At 55.5% G+C, this 24,780-nt stretch carries 21 protein-coding genes, 2 tRNA genes and 2 pseudogenes; 14 read left to right on the top strand and 11 right to left on the bottom strand.

Going from position 1 to position 24,780, the window contains the following annotated elements:
* Positions 1 to 4 precede the first annotated feature (4 nt).
* The 9 genes and pseudogenes from lolB to OKW98_RS05605 all read left to right on the top strand — a co-directional run bounded on the left by lolB (position 5) and on the right by OKW98_RS05605 (position 6,776).
* The gene (gene lolB, locus OKW98_RS05645) at positions 5 to 622 is read left to right on the top strand and encodes a lipoprotein insertase outer membrane protein LolB (RefSeq protein WP_265388299.1); all 618 of its coding nucleotides are present in this window, start codon (positions 5 to 7) and stop codon (positions 620 to 622) included.
* 2 nt (positions 623 to 624) lie between these two features.
* Positions 625 to 1,476, top strand: a complete 852-nt coding sequence (gene ispE / locus OKW98_RS05640; RefSeq protein WP_265388298.1) for a 4-(cytidine 5'-diphospho)-2-C-methyl-D-erythritol kinase — start codon at positions 625 to 627, stop codon at positions 1,474 to 1,476.
* A 36-nt stretch (positions 1,477 to 1,512) separates the two neighbouring features.
* Positions 1,513 to 1,587: transfer RNA gene (locus OKW98_RS05635), tRNA-Gln, on the top strand.
* A gap of 47 nt (positions 1,588 to 1,634) precedes the next feature.
* Positions 1,635 to 2,576: a ribose-phosphate pyrophosphokinase gene (locus tag OKW98_RS05630; protein ID WP_037018241.1), complete on the top strand. Its 942-nt coding sequence runs from the start codon at positions 1,635 to 1,637 to the stop codon at positions 2,574 to 2,576.
* Positions 2,577 to 2,716: 140 nt separating this feature from the next.
* A complete protein-coding gene (locus OKW98_RS05625; RefSeq protein WP_265388297.1) occupies positions 2,717 to 3,331 on the top strand; it encodes a 50S ribosomal protein L25/general stress protein Ctc in 615 nt (204 codons plus the stop codon).
* 75 nt (positions 3,332 to 3,406) lie between these two features.
* A complete protein-coding gene (gene pth / locus OKW98_RS05620; protein WP_108120616.1) occupies positions 3,407 to 3,991 on the top strand; it encodes an aminoacyl-tRNA hydrolase in 585 nt (194 codons plus the stop codon).
* Positions 3,992 to 4,012: 21 nt separating this feature from the next.
* Positions 4,013 to 5,113 (top strand): redox-regulated ATPase YchF, encoded by a 1,101-nt coding sequence (ychF, locus tag OKW98_RS05615; RefSeq protein ID WP_265388296.1) that lies wholly within the window; start codon positions 4,013 to 4,015, stop codon positions 5,111 to 5,113.
* Between the two features lie 212 nt (positions 5,114 to 5,325).
* Positions 5,326 to 5,529: pseudogene (locus tag OKW98_RS05610) on the top strand (Arm DNA-binding domain-containing protein); the annotation flags it as partial.
* Positions 5,530 to 5,729: 200 nt separating this feature from the next.
* On the top strand, positions 5,730 to 6,776 hold the full coding sequence (locus OKW98_RS05605) for a hypothetical protein (protein ID WP_265388295.1): 1,047 nt from the start codon (positions 5,730 to 5,732) through the stop codon (positions 6,774 to 6,776).
* A gap of 97 nt (positions 6,777 to 6,873) precedes the next feature.
* On the opposite strand, the gene OKW98_RS05600 is transcribed toward OKW98_RS05605, so the two are convergent.
* From OKW98_RS05600 to OKW98_RS05585, 4 genes and pseudogenes are all read right to left on the bottom strand, one after another.
* Complete coding sequence (locus tag OKW98_RS05600; protein ID WP_265388294.1) at positions 6,874 to 9,291, bottom strand: AAA family ATPase; 2,418 nt, start codon at positions 9,289 to 9,291, stop codon at positions 6,874 to 6,876.
* Between the two features lie 952 nt (positions 9,292 to 10,243).
* Positions 10,244 to 10,879, bottom strand: a pseudogene (locus tag OKW98_RS05595) (replication initiator protein A).
* Positions 10,880 to 10,928: 49 nt separating this feature from the next.
* Entirely contained in the window at positions 10,929 to 11,120 is a 192-nt protein-coding gene (locus OKW98_RS05590) for a hypothetical protein (protein ID WP_265388293.1), read from the bottom strand.
* Entirely contained in the window at positions 11,117 to 11,335 is a 219-nt protein-coding gene (locus tag OKW98_RS05585) for a helix-turn-helix transcriptional regulator (RefSeq protein ID WP_265388292.1), read from the bottom strand. Before OKW98_RS05585 ends, OKW98_RS05590 begins: the two co-directional genes overlap by 4 nt.
* 502 nt (positions 11,336 to 11,837) lie before the next feature.
* Here OKW98_RS05585 and OKW98_RS05580 point away from each other — a divergent pair.
* A complete protein-coding gene (locus OKW98_RS05580) occupies positions 11,838 to 12,650 on the top strand; it encodes a hypothetical protein (RefSeq protein ID WP_265388291.1) in 813 nt (270 codons plus the stop codon).
* A 295-nt stretch (positions 12,651 to 12,945) separates the two neighbouring features.
* Here OKW98_RS05580 and OKW98_RS05575 read toward each other — a convergent pair whose 3' ends face one another.
* Together OKW98_RS05575 and OKW98_RS27445 are read right to left on the bottom strand one after the other, a co-directional pair.
* A complete protein-coding gene (locus OKW98_RS05575; protein ID WP_265388290.1) occupies positions 12,946 to 13,602 on the bottom strand; it encodes a class I SAM-dependent methyltransferase in 657 nt (218 codons plus the stop codon).
* Between the two features lie 156 nt (positions 13,603 to 13,758).
* On the bottom strand, positions 13,759 to 14,451 hold the full coding sequence (locus OKW98_RS27445; protein WP_416148428.1) for a methyl-accepting chemotaxis protein: 693 nt from the start codon (positions 14,449 to 14,451) through the stop codon (positions 13,759 to 13,761).
* A gap of 1,796 nt (positions 14,452 to 16,247) precedes the next feature.
* On the opposite strand from OKW98_RS27445, the gene OKW98_RS05565 reads away from it, so the two are divergent.
* Positions 16,248 to 16,324, top strand: a tRNA-Met gene (locus OKW98_RS05565).
* Positions 16,325 to 16,505: 181 nt separating this feature from the next.
* Here the strand turns inward: OKW98_RS05565 and OKW98_RS05560 are convergent.
* Genes OKW98_RS05560 through OKW98_RS05540 form a run of 5 tightly spaced genes read right to left on the bottom strand, consistent with a single transcriptional unit; the run spans position 16,506 to position 21,225 of the window.
* Positions 16,506 to 18,524, bottom strand: a complete 2,019-nt coding sequence (locus OKW98_RS05560) for an LTA synthase family protein (RefSeq protein ID WP_265388288.1) — start codon at positions 18,522 to 18,524, stop codon at positions 16,506 to 16,508.
* Positions 18,524 to 19,123, bottom strand: coding sequence for a hypothetical protein (locus OKW98_RS05555; protein ID WP_265388287.1), 600 nt, complete (start codon positions 19,121 to 19,123; stop codon positions 18,524 to 18,526). The genes OKW98_RS05560 and OKW98_RS05555 overlap by 1 nt, the downstream gene beginning before the upstream one ends.
* Entirely contained in the window at positions 19,123 to 20,391 is a 1,269-nt protein-coding gene (locus OKW98_RS05550) for a sialidase family protein (RefSeq protein ID WP_265388286.1), read from the bottom strand. Before OKW98_RS05550 ends, OKW98_RS05555 begins: the two co-directional genes overlap by 1 nt.
* A 22-nt stretch (positions 20,392 to 20,413) precedes the next feature.
* Positions 20,414 to 20,959: a cytochrome b/b6 domain-containing protein gene (locus OKW98_RS05545; RefSeq protein ID WP_265388285.1), complete on the bottom strand. Its 546-nt coding sequence runs from the start codon at positions 20,957 to 20,959 to the stop codon at positions 20,414 to 20,416.
* Positions 20,959 to 21,225, bottom strand: coding sequence for a PepSY domain-containing protein (locus OKW98_RS05540; RefSeq protein ID WP_092253609.1), 267 nt, complete (start codon positions 21,223 to 21,225; stop codon positions 20,959 to 20,961). Before OKW98_RS05540 ends, OKW98_RS05545 begins: the two co-directional genes overlap by 1 nt.
* Positions 21,226 to 21,374: 149 nt before the next feature.
* On the opposite strand from OKW98_RS05540, the gene OKW98_RS05535 reads away from it, so the two are divergent.
* The 3 genes from OKW98_RS05535 (at position 21,375) to OKW98_RS05525 (ending at position 24,662) form a co-directional block, all read left to right on the top strand.
* Complete coding sequence (locus OKW98_RS05535; RefSeq protein ID WP_265388284.1) at positions 21,375 to 22,037, top strand: response regulator; 663 nt, start codon at positions 21,375 to 21,377, stop codon at positions 22,035 to 22,037.
* The gene (locus OKW98_RS05530) at positions 22,034 to 23,413 is read left to right on the top strand and encodes an ATP-binding protein (protein WP_265388283.1); all 1,380 of its coding nucleotides are present in this window, start codon (positions 22,034 to 22,036) and stop codon (positions 23,411 to 23,413) included. The genes OKW98_RS05535 and OKW98_RS05530 overlap by 4 nt, the downstream gene beginning before the upstream one ends.
* A 544-nt stretch (positions 23,414 to 23,957) precedes the next feature.
* Positions 23,958 to 24,662 (top strand): hypothetical protein, encoded by a 705-nt coding sequence (locus OKW98_RS05525; RefSeq protein WP_265388282.1) that lies wholly within the window; start codon positions 23,958 to 23,960, stop codon positions 24,660 to 24,662.
* Positions 24,663 to 24,780 lie beyond the last annotated feature (118 nt).

Here is a 24,780-nt window from a genome sequence, read left to right as displayed (position 1 = left end):
ATTTATGCAATTGCGCCACGTACTCGTATTCAGTCTGATCGCCCTGCTCGCCGGCTGTGCCGGCATGTCCTCCCGCGAAGCCGTGCAAGGCAAGGGCGACGCCAATCAATGGCGTGTGAACAAAGAACAACTCAGCAGCATTGATGGCTGGCAGATCAACGGCAAGGTCGGCATCCGCGCGCCAAAGGATTCCGGCAGCGGCACGCTGTTCTGGCTGCAACGCCAGGATTACTACGACATTCGCCTGTCCGGCCCGCTGGGTCGCGGTGCTGCCCGCCTCACCGGTCGCCCTGGCGCCGTGTCGCTGGAAGTCGCCAATCAGGGCCGCTACGACGCGCAGGACCCGGAAACCCTGCTCAAGGATCAACTCGGCTGGAAACTGCCGGTGTCGCATCTTGTGTGGTGGGTTCGCGGGCTCCCCGCGCCGGACAGCAAAAGCAGCCTGACGCTGGACGGCGACAGTCGCCTGTCCAGCCTTGAGCAGGATGGCTGGCAGATCGAATACCTGAGTTACACGCAGCAAAACGGTTTCTGGTTGCCCGAACGCATGAAGCTGCACGGTCAGGATCTGGATGTCACGCTGGTCATCAAGGACTGGCAACCTCGCAAACTGGGGCAATGAGCATGTCGCAAGCACGACTGACACTGCCCGCCCCTGCCAAATTGAATCTGATGCTGCACATCACCGGACGGCGTGCCGACGGTTATCACGAACTGCAGACGCTGTTTCAGTTTCTTGATTACGGTGACGAACTCAGTTTCGCGCTTCGTGACGACGGGGAAGTGCGCCTGCAGACGGAAATCGCTGACGTCCCCCACGACAGCAATCTGATCGTCAAAGCGGCTCGCGCGCTCAAGGAACAATCCGGTTGCCCGCTCGGCGTTGATATCTGGCTGAAAAAAGTCCTGCCCATGGGCGGCGGCATTGGCGGCGGAAGCTCCGACGCGGCAACCACGCTGCTCGGTTTGAATCATCTCTGGGAGCTTGGCTGGGATGAAGATCGTCTGGCGGCGCTGGGCCTCAAACTCGGGGCTGACGTGCCGGTTTTCGTGCGCGGGCATGCCGCTTTTGCCGAAGGCATCGGCGAGATCCTGACCCCTGTAACCCCCGAAGAACCTTGGTATCTGGTGCTAGTGCCGCAAGTATCTGTAAGTACAGCAGAAATTTTTTCAGATCCACTGTTGACACGTGACACTCCGCCCATTAAAGTGCGCCCCGTTCCCAAGGGAAACAGTCGAAACGACTGCTTACCGGTTGTAACGAGGCGATATCCAGAAGTTGGTAACGCTTTGAATTTGTTAGGTAAATTTACCGAAGCAAAATTAACCGGAACTGGAAGTTGTGTGTTTGGGGCCTTCCCAAACAAAGCTGAAGCTGATAGAGTCTCGGCCCTTCTTACAGAGACCCTTACAGGGTTTGTAGCAAAAGGCGCAAACATCTCGATGTTGCACCGGAAGTTACAAGCGCTGCTCTAACAGGAACCGAGTGCTAGGCACTCGTGCAACAGATACAGGGGCGTCGCCAAGCGGTAAGGCAGCAGGTTTTGATCCTGCCATGCGTTGGTTCGAATCCAGCCGCCCCTGCCATTTTCCTATAGTCATCCAGGCATACCCTAAGCCTCCAGGTACTGCGCGTGTCCAAGATGATGGTCTTTACGGGGAACGCCAACCCCGATCTGGCTCGGCGTGTCGTACGTCAGCTGCATATCCCTCTCGGTGACATCTCTGTTGGAAAGTTTTCCGACGGTGAAATTACCGCTGAGATCAATGAAAACGTTCGCGGTAAAGACGTCTTCATTATTCAGCCGACCTGCGCTCCGACCAACGATAACCTGATGGAACTCGTCGTGATGGCTGACGCCTTCCGTCGCTCCTCGGCCACTCGTATCACTGCTGTAATCCCCTACTTTGGTTATGCCCGTCAGGATCGCCGCCCGCGTTCTGCACGTGTTGCCATCAGCGCTAAAGTGGTTGCGGACATGCTCACTGTCGTCGGTATCGACCGTGTGCTGACTGTCGACCTGCACGCTGACCAGATTCAAGGCTTCTTCGATATTCCGGTAGATAACATCTACGGCTCCCCGGTTCTGGTGGATGACATCGAAGACCAACGCTTCGAAAACCTGATGATTGTCTCCCCGGATATCGGTGGCGTCGTGCGTGCACGTGCTGTTGCCAAGTCCCTGGGCGTTGATCTGGGCATCATCGACAAGCGCCGCGAGAAGGCCAACCACTCCGAAGTGATGCATATCATCGGTGATGTCGAAGGCCGTACCTGTATTCTCGTCGACGACATGGTCGATACCGCCGGCACCTTGTGCCATGCGGCCAAGGCGCTGAAAGAACACGGCGCTGCCAAGGTCTTCGCGTATTGCACACACCCTGTTCTGTCGGGCCGTGCGATCGAGAACATCGAAAATTCCGTGCTGGACGAACTGGTGGTGACGAACACCATCCCGTTGTCCGCTGCAGCACAGGCCTGTGACCGTATCCGTCAACTGGATATCGCACCGGTCGTCGCTGAGGCGATGCGTCGCATCAGCAATGAAGAATCGATCAGCGCGATGTTCCGATAAGGGCCCTGCCCTGCCGAACCATCCGTTGACGAAAAGCGCCCCGCCCCGACACTCAATGCCGGGGCGGGGCTTTTTTGCCCATACCGTGTCTGGCGCTGGTCGCAAACGCCGCTCGGTCATGGCTATATTGGAGATACAAAATGACTGATTTTATTCTGAACGCCCAAGCGCGTACTGACCTGGGGAAAGGTGCGAGCCGCCGCCTGCGTCGTCTCGCCGCCTCTGTCCCAGCCGTTGTTTACGGCGGTGGCAAGGAAGCGACTTCGATCACCATCGAAGCCAAGGAACTCGCCAAACTGTTCGAAAACGAAGCTGCTTACAGCCACGTAATCGAGCTGAACGTTGCTGGCGCCAAGCAGAACGTCATCGTTAAAGCGATGCAGCGTCACCCTGCCAAGCAGTTCATCATGCACGCTGACTTCATCCGCGTCGTAGCTGGCCAGAAACTGACCGCTATCGTTCCAGTGCACTTCATCAACGAAGAAGCACCGATCAAGAAAGGCGGCGAGATCTCGCACACTACCACTGAGCTGGAAGTGACCTGCCTGCCGAAAGATCTGCCTGAGTTCATCGAAGTTGACCTGGGCGCGCTGGAAATCGGCGACAAAGTCCACCTGTCCGATATCAAGGCACCTAAAGGTGTTGAATTCGTCGCTCTGGCCCACGACAAGGACCTGGACATCGCTAACGTCCACGCTCCTCGCATTGTCCAGGACGAAGACGAAGAAGGCACCGCAGAAGGCGAAGCAGAGTAATTATTACTCGCTAGCCGGTTGAACCCGTGATGATGCTCGCCATCATCACACTCGACCCAAGGAAGAGCCCCTGACGTGACCGCCATCCAACTGATCGTCGGCCTGGGAAATCCAGGCCCCGAATACGAACAGACCCGGCATAACGCAGGGGCTCTTTTCGTTGAGCGCATTGCCAGCGCCCAGCGTGTCAATCTGACCGCTGACCGCAAATATTTCGGCCTGACGGCTAAATTCAGTCATCAGGGCCAAGACGTTCGTCTGCTGATTCCCACCACCTACATGAACCGCAGCGGCCAGTCCGTCGCAGCTCTGGCGGGTTTCTTCCGGATTCCTCCGCAAGCCATTCTGGTGGCTCACGACGAACTCGACCTGCCTCCGGGCGTCGCCAAACTCAAATTGGGTGGCGGGCACGGCGGGCATAACGGGCTGCGCGACATCATTGCGCAGCTCGGCAACCAGAACGGCTTCCACCGCCTGCGGCTTGGCATTGGCCACCCGGGCGACGCCAGTCTGGTGTCCAACTTCGTCCTGGGTCGAGCGCCACGCGCCGAGCAGGAAAAACTGGACGCCAGCATCGACTTTGCCCTCGGCGTGCTGCCGGATGTACTCGCTGGCGACTTCGCCAAGGCGATGCGCGTCCTGCACAGCCAGAAGGCCTGACATCACTCGAGGGGAAACACCATGGGATTCAACTGCGGCATCGTCGGCCTGCCCAACGTCGGCAAGTCCACCCTGTTCAACGCCCTGACCAAATCCGGTATCGCGGCGGAGAACTTTCCCTTCTGCACCATCGAACCGAACACCGGCATCGTGCCAATGCCGGACCCGCGCCTGCAGGCCCTGGCCGACATCGTCAACCCCAAGCGTATCCTGCCGACCACGATGGAATTCGTCGACATCGCCGGGCTGGTTGCCGGTGCCTCCAAAGGTGAAGGCCTGGGCAACAAGTTCCTCGCCAACATCCGCGAGACCGACGCCATTGCTCACGTGGTTCGCTGCTTCGAAGACGAGAACGTGATTCACGTTTCCAACAGCGTCGACCCGAAGCGCGACATCGAGATCATCGACCTGGAGTTGATTTTCGCTGACCTCGACAGCTGCGAGAAGCAACTGCAGAAAGTCACGCGCAACGCCAAGGGCGGCGACAAGGACGCAGTGGTCCAGAAAGGCCTGCTGGAGCAACTCATCACTCACTTCACGCTGGGCAAACCCGCGCGCAGCCTGATGAAGAGCATGAACGCCGATGAGAAAGCCGTCATCAAGGGCTTCCATCTGCTGACCACCAAGCCGGTCATGTACATCGCCAACGTCGCTGAAGACGGGTTCGAGAACAACCCGCACCTGGACGTGGTTCGCGCCATCGCCGAAGAAGAAGGCGCCATGCTGGTGCCGGTCTGCAACAAGATCGAAGCGGAAATCGCCGAACTCGACGACGGCGAAGAAAAGGACATGTTCCTGGAGGCCCTGGGCCTTGAAGAGCCTGGCCTGAACCGCGTGATCCGTGCCGGCTACGAGATGCTGCACCTGCAGACCTACTTCACTGCCGGTGTCGAAGAAGTTCGTGCATGGACCGTCCGTGTCGGCGCCACCGCGCCACAGGCGGCCGGCGTGATCCACACCGATTTCGAAAAAGGCTTCATCCGCGCCGAATGCGTCGCCTACAACGACTTCATCCAGTACAAGGGTGAAGCCGGTGCCAAGGAAGCGGGCAAATGGCGCCTGGAAGGCAAGGACTACATCGTCAAGGACGGCGACGTTCTGCACTTCCGTTTCAACGTCTAAATTGTAGCTGGCATTTCAGGAGATTTCTGTAGATTACATCAGCCCCCTGAAAACCCGTGAAAGCCCCGAATTTCGGGGCTTTTTCGTTTCTATAGCTTGCATGAGACTACTGACCCATATACAAAAAAATCGACTACATAGGTGTATACGTTTTTTGGACAGGCATTTTTAGGTGTATACGATGCAGATATCCTAAAAATACAGATCATCTCATGCTCACCGATGCTCACTGCCGAGCCGCAAAGCCCAAAGACAAGCTGTATCGCATCAACGACGCTAGGGGACTCTACCTTGAGGTGAAGCCTAACGGAGTACGAGCATGGTGATACCGCTTCAAGTTGAGCGGCAAGGCTTCGTGGTTCGCCCTAGGCGACTATCCAGAAATCTCGTTAGCTAATGCTCGGGATAAGTGTGAAGCGCCCGATTGAGATGTCCAAAATCATTAGGCCAGTTCAAGTCCTCGCCCCTTCGGTGCTGCGGGCCGCACCAACCCCTTGACCCGGCCAGTGTCGCAACGGGATGGTGCTTGCCAGTGAAAAACACATACACCAGCATTGCGAGATTGCTTAATAAACGGAATTTTAACTCCCGTCGCAGAATTACAAGGAACTTACGTATGGATGAGGTTCAGCTACCAAGCCTAGAAATGGGGACGAACCTGAGGCTGCTTAATATAGTTCGACGTATTGTTGATAAGAAAATCAGCATGGATCTTCAGAGCCGCTCGCTTGTGGGCCAAGAGTTTATTGATGATTGGATGCAATCTGGGAATACATGCGCGTATCACGGGTTCAGTTTCCTTTACCGCATAGCACCATTCCTAAAAACAGAATCCGTAAACTCTTCTTACACTATTGCATCCGTCGATCCATCTTTCGTATTAGGGGCCAGCATAGCGTGGAAACCTGATGATGTTAAATCTGAAAAACTAGACAAACTATTAGAATTTTTTAGCGGTAATCCTGACAGCATGGGGCTTGAAACCGCCGAGTACATATGGGTGAAACCATTAGGTATTATCTGGGCACACGAAGGGAAAAACAGGGTCGCGTTAATGCATCGCCACCGCAGAATGATCTCAGCAAAAGTCAGGGAGGAAACTTATCCTGCCCCAGAGCGGATGAAGTTAATTAACGCCCCCAAGAGTAACAGAAGCACCTTTGCTTTATTGGATGATCGATATATACAACTATTACCCAGCCCTCAGACCTCCAGCACACTACTCTCAGCCTATGGAGTTAAGACATACTACTGGAACCAATTAGATTTTTTACCGTCCCACGATTTAATCGAGCAAGAAATAGAGTCGCGAAAACTTTATAAAGCCAACTATAATCATGACGAAAAACAGAGGACTATTGACATAGCAAACATCTCGAACCACAACACTATGGCAACTGAACCAACGCACAAAAGTGATTGGGACAATCTTAAAAACTTAATCAAATTATTTTCAGGCGGGCTTGCTGCCCTTCTGTTCAGCTGGATAGCAAAAATATTAGGAGTTTCGTACGCAAACTATGGCGTAACGCTATCCATCGGTTTCACACTTGGAGTGTTGGTGTATGAATGCAAACGCACATCTGCTAAAAACCGCGGAAAGCGCACCTCCAAAGACGACAGTGAAGCATCAAAAACTAGCGCAAACAAAAGACTTGGTTGATGAAGCCATAACGTGGCCAGAAACCATGAGGTGGGTCAAACCCACCTCATAGTTTCCCGGGGCAACCATTGGAGTCGCGAAGGAATGCGCTGATCAATCAAAAGGGCGGCTCCTGATCCATTGGCGCCGGAGGTATCGCAATGCTTAGGGATGCAAATGGAAGCACATGGTCATTCGGCAGAGACTCCTGCGCCTCATGGGTGACCTGCCCTGAGCTGTCAGCCAGTTGAAGGGACGCTACCCCTGTTTGAGGTGCGTTGACTGGTTCCACGCCCGCGTCGGCCTCAGCGACGTCAGGGTCAAGATCGACGTACTGCTCGCCCATCATCATCTGGTAGTGGGGTATGTGCTTGGTTTGCTTGAATATCTTGAAAAACACTTTCAAGTAGCTGTCGACCATCGGCTCGTCGATAACCACGTATAGGTCATCATGGGCAAAATGAGAACCGTCATTGACCCAGGAGATTAGGGATTTGCAATGGACAGCTTCCTCGCCCTCAAAATGCTCCCACAAGTCCTGTAGATCAATGCCTCCTAGGATTTTGAAATAGTTTTCCAAGATGCGTCGCAAGGTGTTTTGGATGGTCAGATTCTGCGGGTCAGGTTTTCTCAGCTCTGCCCACAACAACTCGTAAGAGGTTTTGATCGGGTTGGTAGTGTAGTGCTCCACCTTCGAGTTCTGAGCAGGCTTTCGGATGATCCAAAAGGACTCGTCCGCCAAGGCATTGCCCTTGGCTTTTCGTTTGTGATGAAACGTGATCTCTTTATGAAAATACACGTTGTGGGTGAGGATGAAGATCTGTTTGAGATACCCTTTACCCTCCCTAATCTCGGTGAACAGCTTCTTGATCAAGCTGGCGACTATGAACAAGATGTCGCTATCTAAGCTGGAGACTGGGTCATCTATCACCACAACACGGTCGGCCGTCATACCTGATGTGGTGGGGCTCCCCTTCAACAGATGATAGAAGTATAAGAAGGTAACAAACGTCTTCTCACCCTCGCTCAAGGTCGCTTTAGCGTCAGTGCCATCGGCCCTGAGAAGTCGGTAGGAGTCGCCAGTGGACGTAAGCGCGAGTGAAAACCCTTTGAAGCCAAAGCTCTTTAAAAGACGATTAATGGCGTTTACCGTAGGCTGAATGCTGGTTGTCTTGCTTTCCAGCTCCTTAAGTTCTTTATCTTTCTCAAGGATGGACAGTTTAACTTTATCCACCTGAGCAGTGAGGCCAGCGATGGCTTTGACCAAAGCGGCTTTGTTTTTTTCATAATCAGCAATAGTGTCTTTTAGCTCGGCATCTAGGATATATCTCCAAACCTGACCCGTGAGTTTTGTTTGTTCAAACTTGAAGTTTGCAACTATACCATTTTGCTCGGAAATTTTAGCGTTGGCGTCGCCAATAATTTTGGCAATATCTAACAAAACCTGGCGAATTGGTTCGAGCCGAGCTTCGGAACTGGGCTCTAATTTTTTGTTGTCAATACGTTGGAGATTTATGATGATAAGTGAGTGTAGTAGCCCTAAACTTGCCTCTAGTATTTGTTTGTCTACGAATTCTGATTGTACATCAGCTAGTCGACCTATCTGCTGACTTAGCAAATCCGCACCTTGCTGATAGGAGTTGCGCAATTTTTCGATTGCTGCCGTATCAGTTTCGAATGACTCATCGAAATATTCGTTTAAGCTTTTCTCAAAGCTCTCAGAAGTTTTTTGCTGGCAGAAAGGGCAATTATCCCCATTTTCCTTAAAATACGCTACACCTTGCCTTACCCAGTCACTATTATTCAGCCTGGCAATCATTGCAGCTATATTGACATCGCTTTTACCCAAGACCTTCTTTTCAAGAATTGGATCTGCCTCAACCAGAACAAGTGATTCAGCGTTCAGCGAGGGGATCTTGTCGAGCAGAGCGGGTGCGTCCCCGTAAAGTAATTTCGCTTTTTCAGTAAGGGTTGTAATGTCGAATAGATCGGATGTATTAGAGCCTTTTTCCGATATGACTCTAACTTTGAAATAGTCGGCATTATTTCTTAGACCGCTAAATGCAACTGCGAATACATCATCGTGCTTGCGCTTTTGGGCCCAGCACTTATCTTTGAAGGCCGCTTCAAGAGCAGTAAGCTCGGCTACTTTTCCGCCCTTTGTATCAGGGCCGCCCAAGTTGTCTTGATACTTGTCTCTACCCTCACCGAGGGTGCCTATCTCTTTTTTAAGCGCGGCTATCTGGTCGAGCTGGGCCTGCTGGGTCTCGCCCAGAGTGAACACCCCTTTCAGGTTTGAAACAGATGTGTAGTTTTTCTCGATGAAGTCGTTGTTGTATACCTGAGTTTCTAGAGGTAAACCTTTGAGCCAATTCACTTGAGAGGTGTCTGATACTGATGGATCGCAGATTAGCCTTCCGATACTGGTCTTCCCGGCTCCATTGGCGCCGTAGAAGAAATTGATCTCTTTTAGCTTGTCTACCGTCACAGGACTGCCATAGCTGGCAATATTGGCTAGGCGTATCGACTCGATCATTTCTCTCGTCCTTTCTGAGAAGAGCCACGTTTAGGTGGTGGCCGGTTCTGGAATCCATCAGCCTGCTGAGATCACGATTCGAGCTGGCCCAATGACATCAATCTACGCTGCTTGGTGGTGAGCGTCTATAGATGCTCTCAGGAGGTTCAACGGAAACCGTTGGGACCTCGAGCCCTCAGCAGATGTCATTAGGGTTTTCTCTAATTGGCCCTCGCCTTGGAGCCGGCGCAGCCCTTACTGACTTCAATGGTCTACCCATTGCGACCCTAGACGGGTCTACAAATCGAAGTAAGATTCAGTGGATGCCAACGGGGCCATGGTGCCGGCACGTCACCCACTCAGCAAACCAGCAGCTACATAGTGATCTCGTACATCGCATCAAGTTTTCTCACCGTATGACATACCGAGCGGACATGGCCGTGATTACTGAGAGCAGCGTGAGACCGCCTTTTTCGAGTATTGCTTGGCTCCGGAAAAACTAAGACAACGATGAGAGCAACGTCAACCAATTAGGATGGTTCAGACGCCAGTGATGCAAACAAAGTGTGCCTGGTTGAGGCATTTCCGAATGCTGCGCGGGGGGGTTACCTGCAATAAGGAGTTTTATACGTTTCAATCGTTTTAGCTTCGTAAGCGTGATTTTTTCTTAGTCAAAACAATGCAATACACAATCGGTCGGTTCCAGATATACGGAGAACAGACCCTATTGTACGGAATACGGTTCCTAATAGACGAGCTGGGTTCCTTATGTACGTGACCAAGAAGTAACTATCCTTATTTTTGAGAACCCCTGAAAATCCCCATCTGCGAGAAAGCGCTAAACCGTCGTGTAAACCCTTCTCTCCATGACAAGACTGGGGCCTGTTTTTCCTCGCTCCTCATGAAGCTCATACTCGGGAAGACAGTTGTTTTTTATCAAAACCCGGAGAAAATAATTAAATTTTTTCTGCTTTCAAGAGCTGCCGCTTCGCTCATATATCTTTTTAAATGTCCACCGAGCTAGATCTCGACCGGCTACACGCCGTGCTAGCCGATAGACAAACCTCCCCACACCACACTCTATGGAAAAATAGTCTGGATGCACAGTTAAAACATCTATATCATTTTCGCAAATCTGACAGAACAGCCATTCTGGAACCTCTATTTGAACCTCTCCTACTTTTCCAGACCTTGTATACGAAATAACTGAGTAGGAGCTTATAAGCCCCTCAGCTAGCACCTCACGAACAGGACGACCATCTATATTCCTATTTAGCCTTACTAGTTTGAGCGTAGTGCCTTTAAGCCTATCCAATGCGGATTCGATGGTACTTGCCTAATTGCCGCCATCGCCTTTCCTACAGAACTTTAAAATATCACCAACACCGGATCTAAAAATCTTGCCGGGCTTCTTTGCTTTACCCTGCTTGTACAGGTTTATAGACTCGGCTAGAAGTGAAGTCAGCATAAGAATAATATCGTAATCCCATACTGAGGCCATCCCATCTGGCCCTGCCTTTACCTCAACATAGCCATCATTTAGTTCGTGACGCATTATCTCACCTGCGCGCTTATCTTTCTTACCAATCCTAAATATTGCTACATCCATAGCCAAGCGGATATCTTTCACCCGAATAGCCGGTATATTCATGTCAAATTTAGGCCTGTTTCGAAACCATGCTTTGCGACCGAAAACTTTCTGTCTCAGCCTCATCGACAACCTTTTCTAATAGGAGTATTCCCCCGGCGCTTTTCAGTTCTTTCCTGCGCAGGTATTTCTTCTGCATGGTGTCGATCCGACCAAGCAGATTTACGCCGCCCTTCATTAGATCGACGTTTCCGTCATTCACCCCTGTGCATCCGTTTCAGATGTTTTAATTGACACCCTCTTCGCAGCTCGCTGTTGCAGCCAAGCATTTAACTCACGCTCTAACCAACCTATTACACGGCCATTGATATGAACTGCATTTGGGAATAATGGATCATTTCGCGTGATACGCCACAAAGTTACAGGATTTATGTCGCCCAATTTTTCGCAGACCGCCTTACGCCTCAGTTTTTGCATTCGTTTTCTCCAACATCATTTAATTTCGATACTGGGAGTTTCTAGATAGTGCAGAGAGCGGTCACGGATTTGCACTCACATATTTTTGCACGGAGAATTTCGTGACACACCGGATTACGCTCTGTACGAAAAGTAATGAAGCAAGCGTCGCCTTGCGCCAGGCCAATCAGACCAGGGCATGACACTGAAAATCCTGAAAAGCGGATGGCGGTTCTTTGACGAGTACCTGCTTGATCCCCTGTGACGCCACAACCAGGCGGCTCATTCAGAATGCAAGGTGTAATCGAGGGTAGGGATGTTCCGACGGCAAGACGTCGAATTGAGAGTTGGTAATTCATTCGGAGAAAATGAAGATGAAGATGAAGATGAAGATGAAGATGAAAATCTGGAGATATTTCAGCAGAAAATACCCAAAACCTACCAAGACGAACTCAAAACATAGCAAAATGCTGTCACGAGCAGCCTCAATTTTTAATGTGTCGTCTAAAGAAGGTAAGTGGTCATGTCTTGTTATTACTGTGAGAAACCCGCGACGGGGATGGAGCATGTTCCGCCGCAAAGTTTTTTCATAAAGGGACAGAGGGATGGGTTGATCTCTGTACCATCCTGCGACGTTCACAACCAGCAGAAATCGAAGGATGACGAGTACGTACGGGCGGTATTACTCTCATCTGCAAAGTTGGATGGCAAGGAGCAACTAGCCCCGCTATTTGAGGTCCATCTTCGAGCCTTAAATCGCGCAGGTGAGCAAATTCCGGGACGCTTGAAGAGCGAGGAAGATTTTCAGAAATTTCTTGAGATTGCAGAAAAATTCAAAGATGACCATGCCGCTGGTATGAAGAGTTTTTCCGAACTGGCTCAGGCTGGAATAGGTACTGGGTTGCTAGGCTTACTTTCAGTTGACTACCGAGACGAGGTAATTTTCGACAACGATGGCAATGAGCAGCAAACCATCTCGTATGCCTTCGACACCAAAAGGTTTAATAACTTCTTTAAGTCAATGGCAAAGGGATTATTTTTCCATGAGTCAGACTGGGCATGGCTTGGCAAGGTTGTTTTGTTGCCACATAGCTTCCTTCGCGAGGAGGCAAGCGAAGACGAGAAGTTTATAAGCAAACATTACAGCAGTCAGCTCGTCCGTGATGATGCGAAAGGTGAACACAAAGATGTGTTCTATTATGATGTAGGAACCGAATTGGATTCCTCAGGAAAGGAAATTTTACGGTACGTGGTAAATTTCTGTCTGTACGACACCTTTGAATTTACCGCACTTTTGGAAAGCAAATACTTTGTTGCTTCGCCCGAACCTAGGTAGGCAGCAGTCAGCAATAATTGGGTATCGAGGAGGGCGTCGGACATTCAGGAGATACATTACCAGAAGCACGCTCCACTAAAGTATATACGGTGGTGACTACAAATTCGATTCGTTCACGCAAGCCCCAAATAAAAATAGTGCTCTTCAGCTACAATTAGGATTTAACGTCGAACGCGCTCGTGGACCTCCACGAACCTCGTTGAACGTCAAAGCCCGCGCATCACTCGGTGATCCGCGGGCTTTGTGCTTTCAGCGGCTTGCATCTGCCTGTAGCGCTGATCTCTCGTGTCGCGGCTCAGACGATCGGCTGCGCTGCGCGAAACAGCAGAACCACCCCTTCACGCTTGAGCGTTACCTCGCGAAAATGAGTCCGCAAATGCGCCTCGAAACCGGCGTGGGTGTCCTGGCTGTTTCCGAAGATGCCTTTCTTGTTGTAGACCGCCATCAGCTTGCGCCCGAATCCGTTGTGCCCCGCCTCGTCCCCCAGAATCGTTGCGCCAAACAATACGCCGTCCGGATTCAGGTTGTGCTTGAGGTGAGCAAAGATCGCCGCCTTTGCTTCCAGCGGGCCTGGCAGGCAATGCAGCAGGTAAAACAGCGAGATCGAGTCGAAGCGCTCGCTCCCGGGGATCGGCGTCATCACATCATGCTGAAGGGTGCGCGTGTCTGGCCGGCCGATCCGGCGCTTGGCAGCGGCCAGGCTGCTCGGATTGAGGTCCATCAGAGTGATTTGGGTGTTCGTCGGCAGCTTGGCTTTCGCCAGGTAATAACCCGTGCCGACGCCAATATCCAGATGGTGGGCACGCACGTTGGCGCGGAAGAACGGCAACAACACGTCATTAGTCGGGCAACGCCAGGCATACCGATTGGAAATGCCCAGCACCCAGGCGTCGTACAACGCTAATGTCAGGGGCGAATAAACCGCCGCACCTGCGGCACTGCTGTCGGTCATGGAAAAATCCCCTACGGCGATGGGTATCAGAAGACGATGAGAAAGCGACGAGTCTTATACGTCGCCAGGCTTTCTTCTTTCAACCCACGCCGCACTGAAGCGCATGAATAAGTGCGCCGATCGCGAAATGACGGCTCCATGCTTTGCCTGCTCGGCTTACCCCAACTGGAATCTTGCCGTGTTGTCGCTCAAGGCCCGACTGCCTTTGGTCAAGGTGTCCGCGGCCTGATTGACGGCTCGCGCACCTTCCAGCAACCGGCCAGCGGCCTGATCCACCTGCTGAATGTTGCCGCTCACCTCATCCGCCGTCGCGGCCTGCTCTTCGACCGCCGTGGCGATCTGCGCCAGCGTGTCAGTGACGATCTGAACCGCGCTGGCGATCTCTTCCAGCCGCTCGCCCAGTCCGGTCACCGATTGCGCATCACTCATCGCCTGGCCACACGCTGCCTCCATCAGGCTGACGGCCTGACTGACGGTCGAACGCAGGCTGTCCACGGTCCCGGCAATCTGCGCCGTGGACGCCTGGGTCCGCTGCGACAAACTGCGCACTTCGTCCGCGACCACGGCGAAGCCACGGCCCTGCTCTCCCGCACGCGCCGCTTCGATGGCGGCATTGAGCGCCAGCAAGTTGGTCTGTTCGGCGATGCCGCGAATGGTGTCCACCACGGACTGAATCTGCTGCCCCTGCTCACTGACCTTGCCCAATGCGTTGGCGGTGTCGGTCAGCTTCTGGTTCAACTGCTGAATGCTCGCCGTGGTGCGCTGACTGTCGCGGCTGCTGTCTTCGGCGATTCTTCGGGTAGCCTGCGCGCTGCCGGATGCGGCTTCGCAACTGCGGGCAACGCCCATGGACGTCGCGGCCAGCTCGGTGGCCGCAGCTGCGATCTGACTGATTTGCTGTTGTTGATCTTCGACTTCGTTGAGCGTGCTGCCGGACTGCGCATTGAGGGTCAGCACCGCAGAGCCCAGTTGCTGGGTTTCGTGGTTGACGCCCAACAGACTGGTGCGCAGTTGCACCACCGCGACGTTGAGCGCAGCACTGATGGCAGCGAGTTCGTCACGCCCTTCGACGGCGACTTCGACGCATAGATTGCCGTCACGCAGGGACTCGGCCAAGGTCGTAATGCCCTTGGCGCTGCGCTGGATCGACGCTTGGAGGCACATGAAGAGATACAGCGCTGCCAGGGCAAGAATGCTGAAAATTGCCGCCACCGGCACGAACTGCTGAGTGGCCTGTTCATGGTAATAATCGAGCCGGCTGGTCAGTGACGAGAGTGACTGCTTGCGTAAGGCCGCCAGGCCTTCGCTCACGCTGTCGACGCTGCGCTCGAAGTCAGCCGGGGCGAGCTTGATGCTGCCGCCGAATACACCGTCATCGAGCACTTTCAGTTCGGTATCGAGACGTTGAAGGCTGTCTTCATACTGACGCGTCCAGACCTCCATGCCGGGATAAGCCTTGGCTTTCAGGGAACCCACGGCTTTGACCAATTGATCACGGGCGTCGCCGAGGCGACTTCGAAGGTCGCGCATCTGAAGCCGGCTCTGGAGGGAGAACTGCCCGGACGCGATCGACGACTGGCCGATACTCGCCATGCGCCCTACCCGCTCGACAAGGTCCGGCGCCTGCTGGGTGGCGATCTGCATCAGCAAGTAGGTTTCAAGCCACGGATCGAGGATCAAGCCGCTGTCCATCGCGATCTGTTCACGCAGACTCTGCAGCGCCGTGAGCGAGGAGGTAAAACGGTCGTAGCCGTCCGGCCACCAGCCGACCGTGCGCAGGGATGCCGAATCCATTCCTTTGACCGAGGCCTGCAGCGCCTGATACCGCGTCATGATGTCGGCGCTGGCGTCCTGTGCCTTGAGCTCATCGCCAAGGGATGCAAGAGATCGGGTCAGCTCAGGGTTCGCAGCATCCAGCGCGCTCATGGCTGCCTTCGCGGCCGGCGTCGGATCACGAAGAATGTCGGCGGCCTTCCAGCGCGCGGCGCGGTTGCGCTGGGCCGTCAGCTGCACATCCAGCGCATCGAGCGCCAGGAGCTGGCGCACACCGGCTTGTTCCTGAGAAATCACCTCCAGCTTGCTGCGGTAATCCTGGCCAATCATCCACAGGCTGCCCGCGAGCGGCAAAATGAACAGAAAGAAGAGCACCTGGAACTTGCGCGCAAACCCGAGACGTCCGAGCAGGCGGATGCCTGGCGACAAAAGACTCTGCATAGCCGACTACTCCTCACCGACAAACGCTAAACGACGAATGATCATCGCTGCCCTGCCTTACATTCTTACCGGCGAAATGCCATGTCTGTGTTTTGAAAACGATAACCGCCCATCTTTGGAACAAGTGGCGCATGAGGGCTTATCGAGATCTGCTGCCGCTTCCATCTATAACGGCAGCGTTGCGGCAGGCATAAGCAAGAACTGGACCGATAGCACGAAGCCATCAAACCGGGCACGAGACCGAGGACGGTGCACGCGGCGTGCGCGAAAGTGGGGCAAAAGCACTCAGCGTAGGGAGAGAAACTGTCACCGACGTGCAGGGATGAGGAAGGGTTGAAGAGCGGGGAGGCTAACCGATTGATCGCGTGGATAAATTTTTTGAAAGAGACGCTTGACACATATCTGATCTGAGCGAATAATGCGCGCCACTTGGCTACATAGCTCAGTTGGTTAGAGCATAGCATTCATAATGCTGGGGTCCGGGGTTCAAGTCCCTGTGTAGCCACCAAGTACCGATCCATAGATGTCTACAGCAGTCTATAGATCACCTCAAGAAGCCCGCCTCGTGCGGGCTTTCTTGTTTCTGGCTTTCCACCTCTGTCTACCGCTACTGCTTGCGCAAGACCAAGAACGCCACCCAGTGCCAGGACGGGACAGGGCTCTCAGTCATCCAGCAGAGAACCGCGGCGCTAGGGAATATTGCGATAGAGCATCAGCCGAGCCGTTTCATGCAGTCCCCGAGTCAGCCCACTCAAGCGACGAAACTCCTCAGGGTGTTGCGCGGCCACATCGTCACGCGGCGTGGATGACGCCAGATCATGTAGGGTCGGCGAACTGCCGTCGTGCTGCATCTGCAGCAGGAAGTCCTTGGTAACACCGCCGATGATCGGGAACATGCCCTCGCGCAGTACCAGCGGCACCACACGCTCGCCTTCTGGTGCCGGCTGCTGGATATCCCGACCCATTGCACCATTGCTGAACGGTATGCCCGCCATGCCGGCCACCGTAGGCAGCAGGTCCACAAGACCGACGGCCTCTTCGATGACCCGAGGTTGCAGACCGGGCGCATGGATCAGTAGCGGCACGTTGTTGCTTTCCAGGCCCAGCTGTTCGAAAGCCGGGGCCATGTGCGGGATCTGGCTGATACGCGTGTTGTGGTCTCCGAAGAACACAAAAATGCTGTTGTCGTAATAGCCACCCGCCTTGGCAATTTCCATCAGGCGCCCGATGTTGTAATCGAGCAGGCGCACGGCGTTGTATTGCTCGACGCTACGCGAGCCCGCGGCCTGGACTTGCTCCAGCTTCACCTCCTTTACCTGGAAGCCGTCGTTTTGTTTGGGAATGGTGAACGGCCGATGGTTGCCCGAGGTTTGCAGATAGGCGAAAAATGGCTGGTCCCTGGGCACACCGCGCAGCAGTTGATCACCTTCCTTGAACAGGTCCAGGTCGGAGATGCCCCACACATCCACTCGGGGCGAGCGCCAGTGGCTTTCATCATAGAGCTGCACACCGTCAATGCTCTGGCGGATCAGCGCGTTGATATTCGCCCAGCCGGCGTTGCCCCCGATCATGTAGAACTTCTGGTACCCCTCGAACGCATTGATCAAGGTCTTCTGCCGCGTGATCAGCGGGTTACGCGTAGCGGTATCCTGGCGGGTTACGTCCGGCACGCCAGTGATGCTGGCCCATACGGTTTTGGCCGTCCCTGTGACGGGCACATAGAAGTGTTTGAAGAACCAGCTTTGTGCGGCCAGTTTGTCCAGGTTTGGCGTGGGATTGAGCGGGTTGCCGTAGGCCCCGACGGCGCTGGTGCCGAGGGATTCGAGCATCACGAAGATCACGTTTGGCGGACGCTCGCCAACCAGACGATAAGGCTGCACGCCTTGTTCACGGACGAAATCCAGTGCCTGGGCGTCGGGTTGCTCAACCCTCAGGTAAGCGGCGACTTGCGGGTAGTGCTCGCGCACGCTGGCCTCATCGAATTGCGATTGGCCGATCTTGAGCGTGTCATACAGATACAGCACCGGGTTCAGGCCCACGGCGGCCACTTGGCTGTTACCGGAAAAGAACGCATCACTCCAGCGCAGGGGCACCGGGTTTTCCAGATTGAGATGGGCGACGCGGCCGAGCAAAGCCAACAGCACCGCGACAACTACCAGTACCGAGGCCGATGCCAGTGCCCACTTGCTGATGGGCGCTGGGGAGCGCTGCAGGGTGACTCGCTCCAAACAGATCAACGCCCATACCCAAAACGCCACGACCGCCAGCCAGCCTGCGGTTATCCACAGGACAGGGTAGGTTTCCCACACCATCTGTTGTGAAATCTGCGCATCTTGCAGGTAGCGCATCACCGTCGCATTGATACGCACACCGAGGTAGGCGTAGTGGCCGAAGTCGATGACGTAGACCAGGCCAATTAACGCCAGCGCGGTGACCAGATAACCGCGCGCCAGCCAGCGCAGGGCCGGTACCGTGGTGAGGTTCCAGCGTGGCAACCACGCCAGTACGGCCAGCGGCAGCAATAGCAACACGGCCAGGCGCAGGTCGAAACGCAGGCCGACGCCCAGAGTTTCCAGCAGCGTCGGAGTGTTGAAGGGCAAGCCGGAAAAACCCAGCACAAACACCAGCCGCAACGCCGCCAGCAACGCAAATACCAATCCGATCGCGCCCGCGCCGTAGCGCAGGCGGCGTGATTGCAACGCACCCATCATTGACCTCTGTGCCATTTCATAAGGAGGGGCCAGGCGCTACTGATCAACAGCCCCGCACCGGCGATCAGGCAATAACCGGTCAATAGCGGGTCGACCAGATAATCCCAATAGTTTTCCGAGGGTTTGAGCCGCAAGGCGAACGCCAAGGTGCTTATCGCCAACATCCACACCGCCAGCGCATTGCGCAGCCACAGCATTAGCAGCGCGGTTGCGGCCATCAGCGCAATCATCGGCCGAGGATTGAAGCCCCAGCGGTAGGGATCGACGTACGTGAGGCCCAGCGTGGCCGGGTATAGCACCAGGCTGAGCAGGCCAAATAGCAGCAATATCTGCACTTGGTGCTGACGGCTGATGGGCGAAACCAGCCCCAACCGGCACAACCCCGCCCACGCCATTAGCACCAAGGTGCTGATGGCCAGGTCATCGGTAAAACTGCGCACATACGCCGCCAACGGCAACTCATTGACCGGAATAAAGCTAACCGCCACCAGCGCCGGCAGCAGCCAAGGTCGTATGGGCGCGGTAAACCGCAGCGCGCACAGGGCCACAAACCCCAGCAGCACGAAACTCAAATGGGCCTGCCACAGAGAAAACATCAGAGACGCTCCGCCAGCCAGGCTTCGTTGAAGCTGACATGTTTGATAAAGGTGTTATTCCAGGAGTACACCAAGTGATACATACCGTCCGGGCTACGGCTGAAGTACGGGTATTCGTATTCGAAGTCGCAGCCCGCAGGTTTGCACACCCGGTAATCCAGGCTGCTGAGAAAGCGCTCTGCCAATGGCAGGCGTTTTGCGCCGCTGGAGGCACGGAAACCCTGACCGATGATCTCCTTGTAGGCCTCGGGAGCGAACGGTTGCCCGAGCGGGTCCGGCGACTCGTCCAGTTGCACCACGGTGCGCCAGTTATTGAGCTGGGCGTCGGTGCCGTACAGGCTGAGTTTGAAGCGCCCGTCCTGCAAGTCGTTAAGGGCCACCAGCAAACCATCGTCCACCGTTCCCACCGCCGCCAGTGACGAATTGGGGTTGGCCGGCTCCAGGGGGTACGGTTCGCTCCAGGTTTGCCCGGCGTCTTCGGTGCGGCTGGCCAGCACGCGGTGATGGGTGTCGCCGGCATAACGCAGCATGGCCACGGCGCGCTTGCCATCCAGCGGCACGATAGTCGGTTGCAGTGAGTTCTTGCCCCGGCTGATGCGGAATTTGTCGATCACTGCGCCGTCGGCGCTCAAGTACAGATATTCGGCAAACTTGCCCATAAATTCGTGGTACACGGGCAGACCAATTGATCCATCGGCATGGAACACCGGCGCGGCGCGCACCAGGGTGCTGATATTGAAAAAAGGCGACGTCACCAATTGTCTCGGTGCCGACCAACTGACGCCAAGGTCATCCGAAACCATCAGGTTGATCGCACTGGCGGCCCAGCCGCCCACCGACACGGACACATAAAACATCCACAGGCGTTGATCCGGCCCCATGGCAATCACCGGGTTGCCCAGTTTGCGAATGTAGCGCCGGGTGCCTTCGCGGGTGCTTTCGCGCGTGGCCAGCACCTGCTCGCCGCCCCACTCACCGCTGCGCGCATCAAAGCGTGCCGTGCGCACCTGCACATCAGCCGCGCCTTCACGGGAGCCGGCGAACCACACCGCCATCAAATCGCCGTTGGGCAGAGCGGTGACGGACGAAGAATGCACAAAGTCGGTGAGTTGTGTGGACACGAACCGGCTGCTGTACTGCGCCGGCGTCGCCATTTTGGAGTTATTCGGGGTGGCTTGGGCAAACGGCGCCAGCACATGGGACGGGTGGCTTTGCCATGCAGCGAAAAACACTGCAAGCAGGCTGCAAATCAATAGGGCGGAGCGCATAGGGGACCTGTCAGATTGAGGATTACTGCACGCGCTTGGCCGGCAGGCGCTTCCTGCGACCGGTGAGCATGGATAACGGCAAGTTGTCCCGCACCTGGAAACTTTCAAACACCGCCGCCAGCACATGCACGCAGACCAGGCCCAGCAGCACATTGGCAGCGGTTTCGTGAATTTGCAGCGGCCAGTCGGCGCCCCACAGCGCGTCGACTTCCTGCATGAGGAAGCCGCTGATGCCGATGCACAGCAGCGCCAGCAACATCAACAGCATCACCAGCGCGCCAATCGGAGAATGGCCCAGGCGATGCTGCGGCCGGCCATTCAGCAGAGAGCGCAGGTGAGTTTTGAGCCGTTGTGATGTGGGCCAAAAATCCACCCAACGCGCACTGCGCGGCCCCACGAAACCCCATACTGCACGCACCAGCAGCCAGGCCATGGCGTAGTAGCCCAGCCAGACATGCCAGTCCTCGCCCGCTTCGTTAAAGAAGTAATTGGCGATGAAGACCCCGGCGATAGACAGATGAAACAGCCTTACCAGCGGGTCCCACAGGCGCAGGGATTTCCCTGGCATCAGCCTTTGATCTCAGTCTTCACGGCTTTGCCGGTGACCGGGTCGTGGTAGATCTCGACTTTGCGCTTATCTTTGTCAAAGCCGTAGATCTCGTAGCAGTTGCCGTCGGTAACCTTGAACTTGCTGATCTCGTAGCCTTCGGTTTTGAGCTTATCCTGGAAGGCTTTTTCGTCTTGCCATTGCGAACGCTCGGCAGTGGTGCATTGCGGGCCGGCGACGGCCAGGGGGCTAGCAATGATCAGGGACAGCAGCAGAATTTTGCGCATGGAAAATCTCTCGGCAGGTGCGGGAAACTGCACAGTGCAAAACCAACCTTAAAGCAACCTTAGTTGGCAACGAGCCGTAACATCTTTGCTGAAATAGCGCCGCCCAGAACCCGGCATGATGCCGCCGATTCCCTACAGAGATTTTTGCTATGCGCTTACTCCTCGTCGAAGATGATCGAGCTCTCGGCCAGGGGATTCGCGTGGCGTTGGGCACCGAGGGCTACGTCCTGGACTGGCTGCAGGACGGGGTCGCGGCCCTGCACGCCTTGCGCACGGAGAGCTTCGACCTGTTACTGCTCGACCTCGGCCTGCCGCGCCTGGACGGCCTCGACCTGTTGCAGCAACTGCGGGCCGAACAGCACGACTTGCCGGTGCTTATCCTCACCGCCCGCGACGGCACCGCCGAGCGAATCGCCGGGCTAGATGCGGGCGGCGACGACTACCTGGTCAAACCCTTCGATGTCGAAGAGCTCAAGGCTCGCGTGCGTGCCCTGTTGCGCCGTAGCCAGGGCCGCGCGCAACCCATGCTCGAACACGCTGGCATTAGCCTCGATCCGGCCAATCAGCAAGTACGTTTCCTCGGTGAGGACATCATCGTTACCCCCATGGAATACCAGCTGCTGCATCAACTGATAGTGCGCCCCGGCAAAGTGGTGACCCGCGAACGCCTGTCACGCGCCCTGTACGGCTGGCAGGACCGCGTCGAAAGCAACACATTGGAAGTGTTGATTCACAACCTGCGCAAAAAGTTATCCACCGAGCTGATCCGCACGGTGCGCGGCGTAGGCTATGTACTGGCGCTCAAACCATGAACTCCGTACGCACACGTATTCTCGTCCCGGTGCTGATGCTGATTCTGCTTGGTGACGCTTTGATCAGTTGGTTGGTACTGGGTGACAGCCACCACGAAATCGAGGAAGTCTACGACGCTCAACTCGCGCAAAGCGCACGCCTGCTACAAGGCGTGCTGCGCCAGCGCGACCCTGGCGAGGCGGATTGGGACCGTTTGTACCAGGCGTTTGACCAAGCCATGAGCCGCGTGGGTACAAAGGGCGTGGCCCATCCTTACGAAACCCGATTGACGTTCCAGGTGTGGCGCAATGACGGTCACTTGCTGGTACGGTCCGCCGAAGCGCCCGTGTTGGTCGCGCCGCCGGCTTCCCTCGGCTTCCACGACATCATGGACAACGGCAACGACTGGTGCGCCTTCCTCCTTGCCGACCCGCAACAGGGCCTGCTCATCTGGGTGGGCGAACGCGACGACATTCGCCAGGATCTTATCCAGCGCATCATGCGCCACACCCTCTGGCCCACCCTGATCGGCGTGCCGCTGCTCACCGTGTTGATCTGGCTGGTCATCGGCTGGGGCCTCAAACCCCTGCGCGCCATGGCCCGCAAGATTCGCGGGCGAACTGCCGAGACCTTGCAACCACTTAACCTCAAGCCCCTGCCCACCGACCTTGAGCCGATGCAAACCGCTCTCAACCGCCTGTTGGTCCAAGTGGATGATGTATTGGAGCGCGAACGCCGCTTCGTTGCCGACGCCGCCCACGAACTGCGCACGCCCTTGGCCATCCTGCGTATCCACGCGCAAAACGCCCAAAGTGCGGCAACGGCCGAGCAACGGCGCGAAGCGTTGGACTTTCTGGTCAACGGCGTCGACCGCGCCACCCGCATCGGCAGCCAGCTGCTGACCATGGCCCGCATCGAACCGCAACTGAACAACCTCAAGCGCAGCCCCGTGCAACTCACTGAACTGGTCCGTGAAGAGTTGGCCGAGTTGACGCCCCTGGCCATGGAAAAAGGCGTGGAACTGGTGCTGGAAGGGGACGAAGAGTGTTGGGTAGAAACCGAGCCGGCAGCGTTAGCTATTGCACTGCAGAATCTGGTGACCAATGCCCTCAACTTTTCTTCATCGGGGGGCGAGGTCACTGTAGTGGTGCGAAAGGACGAGGCAGGCATGGCCTGCTTAAGGGTTGAGGACGCAGGGCCGGGAATCGAGGAAGGGGAACTTGCAAGACTGTTTGAGCGATTTTATAGCAGAGGCAATGCCAATGGCGCGGGCTTGGGATTAGCCATAGTACAGATGGTAACTCGCAAAATTGGCGGCACCTTACATATCTATAATCTGGCAAGGGGTGGCGTTCGTGCAGAACTCCTTCTAAACCAGACCAATAACATTTCGTAGCTCGCTCACAAGCCGAACTGCATGGGTCATCGAATTCCGTTAAGTTTTCCTTGGCTACAGCCACCGCCAACCCGCCGTTGAATGGCTGAGGCCAAATCCAGTTGTGCCGTCAGGAACTCAACCAAGCCCGCCTCGTGCGGGCTTGGTTGTTTCTGGCGTCCATGGCTAAAGTGGGATCCCAAAACGCCGATAGCCCTGTACTGCATCTCGCAGTGCACGGAGGCAATATGAAAAAGATAGCTATCGCTGGACTGGTCGCTCTGCTTTCAATCGTTTCTTTATCCGCATCGGCGTGCCCGAAAGGGACGCATCCTTCCGGCGGAACGGGGTCGCACCATAAAGGCGGCACCTGCGTTTAAAACTAGCCCGGCAAGCGCCGGGCTTTTTGATGCTGCGCTCTGCGATCATCCACCGCCAATCGCCCTGCGGTCCGTGCGCAACCGGCAATCCGTGACAACTGCGCCTTCGTCCAATAGATTACGCCCCTCGAAACGCCCCGAGCTTTTCGCGCCTCAACCCCAGTCAACGAAGTAGTGGATGTTCAATGTCTGATTCCCATACCGATCCGGCCGCAAACGCCGTGTCGTCGAAGCAAGCCTACGAAGAAGCCATCAACCTTTCACAGCATGTGCCTCAGGCCAAAACCATCAGCGAGATGGTGCTCGACGCTTTCCAGAGCGCCAAGGAAAGCGACCAGATCCGCGACTTGCGCCTGGCCATACGCGCCGCCCATGACCGATTCGATGACGACCAGGCCTACGCGCTGATGGGTCAGCTTAAACAGCTCAAGGATGCAGAAGCCGCCGACATGGCCGCGCTGGAAGACCTGAGCGCGAAGTTTCCGATCAGTCGGATTCTGTCCAGCTACAAGGACGACCCTAGCTTCCAGGAACTCGTCTACAGCCTGGCATTGAAGGTGCTGAACCAGACGCATCAAGCGGTCAGTAACCCGAGCGGCGGCAAGAGCAAAGCGGCACGGCCGAAGAAGGAAGCCGAGGTTTTCGTCATCAGCAAGGACGGCGCCAGCGTCACCCTGCCCCTGCGCACGCCACGCTCGAAAGCCAACGCTGACCGCGAAGCCTTTGAATTCCTGGGCTTCACGTTCATCGGTGAAGGCGATGAGGCGGAGCTGCAAAGCGAGGTGTTCGTGGACAATCAGGGCAACCAGCAGCCTGCGACGCGCAAGAACATTGTCAGCGCGATCCAGCAGCAAACTGCGTTTGAAGGGTTCAGCGCCGTTCAGCAATAGGCTGCAGCAATAAGCGCGGCCATAAGCTCAACAGCAAGCTCAACACCCGGACCGGTGGCGATCGTAGCGCCATGATGTAACCTCAGGGGCTGGCCACTGCGGTGCCACCTGACGGTCG

It is taken from the genome of Pseudomonas sp. KU26590 (assembly GCF_026153515.1).
In the GTDB taxonomy this organism is placed as follows: Bacteria; Pseudomonadota; Gammaproteobacteria; order Pseudomonadales; family Pseudomonadaceae; genus Aquipseudomonas.
This window is presented reverse-complemented; position numbering and strand designations above follow the sequence as displayed.

Bases quoted from the DNA above. Each gene is read 5' to 3' on its own strand.
- lolB (WP_265388299.1), top strand. From the start codon at position 5: ATGCAATTGCGCCACGTACTCGTATTCAGTCTGATCGCCCTGCTCGCC.
- ispE (WP_265388298.1), top strand. From the start codon at position 625: ATGTCGCAAGCACGACTGACACTGCCCGCCCCTGCCAAATTGAATCTG.
- OKW98_RS05625 (WP_265388297.1), top strand. From the start codon at position 2,717: ATGACTGATTTTATTCTGAACGCCCAAGCGCGTACTGACCTGGGGAAA.
- ychF (WP_265388296.1), top strand. From the start codon at position 4,013: ATGGGATTCAACTGCGGCATCGTCGGCCTGCCCAACGTCGGCAAGTCC.
- OKW98_RS05605 (WP_265388295.1), top strand. From the start codon at position 5,730: ATGGATGAGGTTCAGCTACCAAGCCTAGAAATGGGGACGAACCTGAGG.
- OKW98_RS05600 (WP_265388294.1), bottom strand. From the start codon at position 9,291: ATGATCGAGTCGATACGCCTAGCCAATATTGCCAGCTATGGCAGTCCT.
- OKW98_RS05585 (WP_265388292.1), bottom strand. From the start codon at position 11,335: ATGCAAAAACTGAGGCGTAAGGCGGTCTGCGAAAAATTGGGCGACATA.
- OKW98_RS05580 (WP_265388291.1), top strand. From the start codon at position 11,838: ATGTCTTGTTATTACTGTGAGAAACCCGCGACGGGGATGGAGCATGTT.
- OKW98_RS05575 (WP_265388290.1), bottom strand. From the start codon at position 13,602: ATGACCGACAGCAGTGCCGCAGGTGCGGCGGTTTATTCGCCCCTGACA.
- OKW98_RS27445 (WP_416148428.1), bottom strand. From the start codon at position 14,451: ATGGGCGTTGCCCGCAGTTGCGAAGCCGCATCCGGCAGCGCGCAGGCT.
- OKW98_RS05560 (WP_265388288.1), bottom strand. From the start codon at position 18,524: ATGGGTGCGTTGCAATCACGCCGCCTGCGCTACGGCGCGGGCGCGATC.
- OKW98_RS05555 (WP_265388287.1), bottom strand. From the start codon at position 19,123: ATGTTTTCTCTGTGGCAGGCCCATTTGAGTTTCGTGCTGCTGGGGTTT.
- OKW98_RS05550 (WP_265388286.1), bottom strand. From the start codon at position 20,391: ATGCGCTCCGCCCTATTGATTTGCAGCCTGCTTGCAGTGTTTTTCGCT.
- OKW98_RS05545 (WP_265388285.1), bottom strand. From the start codon at position 20,959: ATGCCAGGGAAATCCCTGCGCCTGTGGGACCCGCTGGTAAGGCTGTTT.
- OKW98_RS05540 (WP_092253609.1), bottom strand. From the start codon at position 21,225: ATGCGCAAAATTCTGCTGCTGTCCCTGATCATTGCTAGCCCCCTGGCC.
- OKW98_RS05535 (WP_265388284.1), top strand. From the start codon at position 21,375: ATGCGCTTACTCCTCGTCGAAGATGATCGAGCTCTCGGCCAGGGGATT.
- OKW98_RS05530 (WP_265388283.1), top strand. From the start codon at position 22,034: ATGAACTCCGTACGCACACGTATTCTCGTCCCGGTGCTGATGCTGATT.
- OKW98_RS05525 (WP_265388282.1), top strand. From the start codon at position 23,958: ATGTCTGATTCCCATACCGATCCGGCCGCAAACGCCGTGTCGTCGAAG.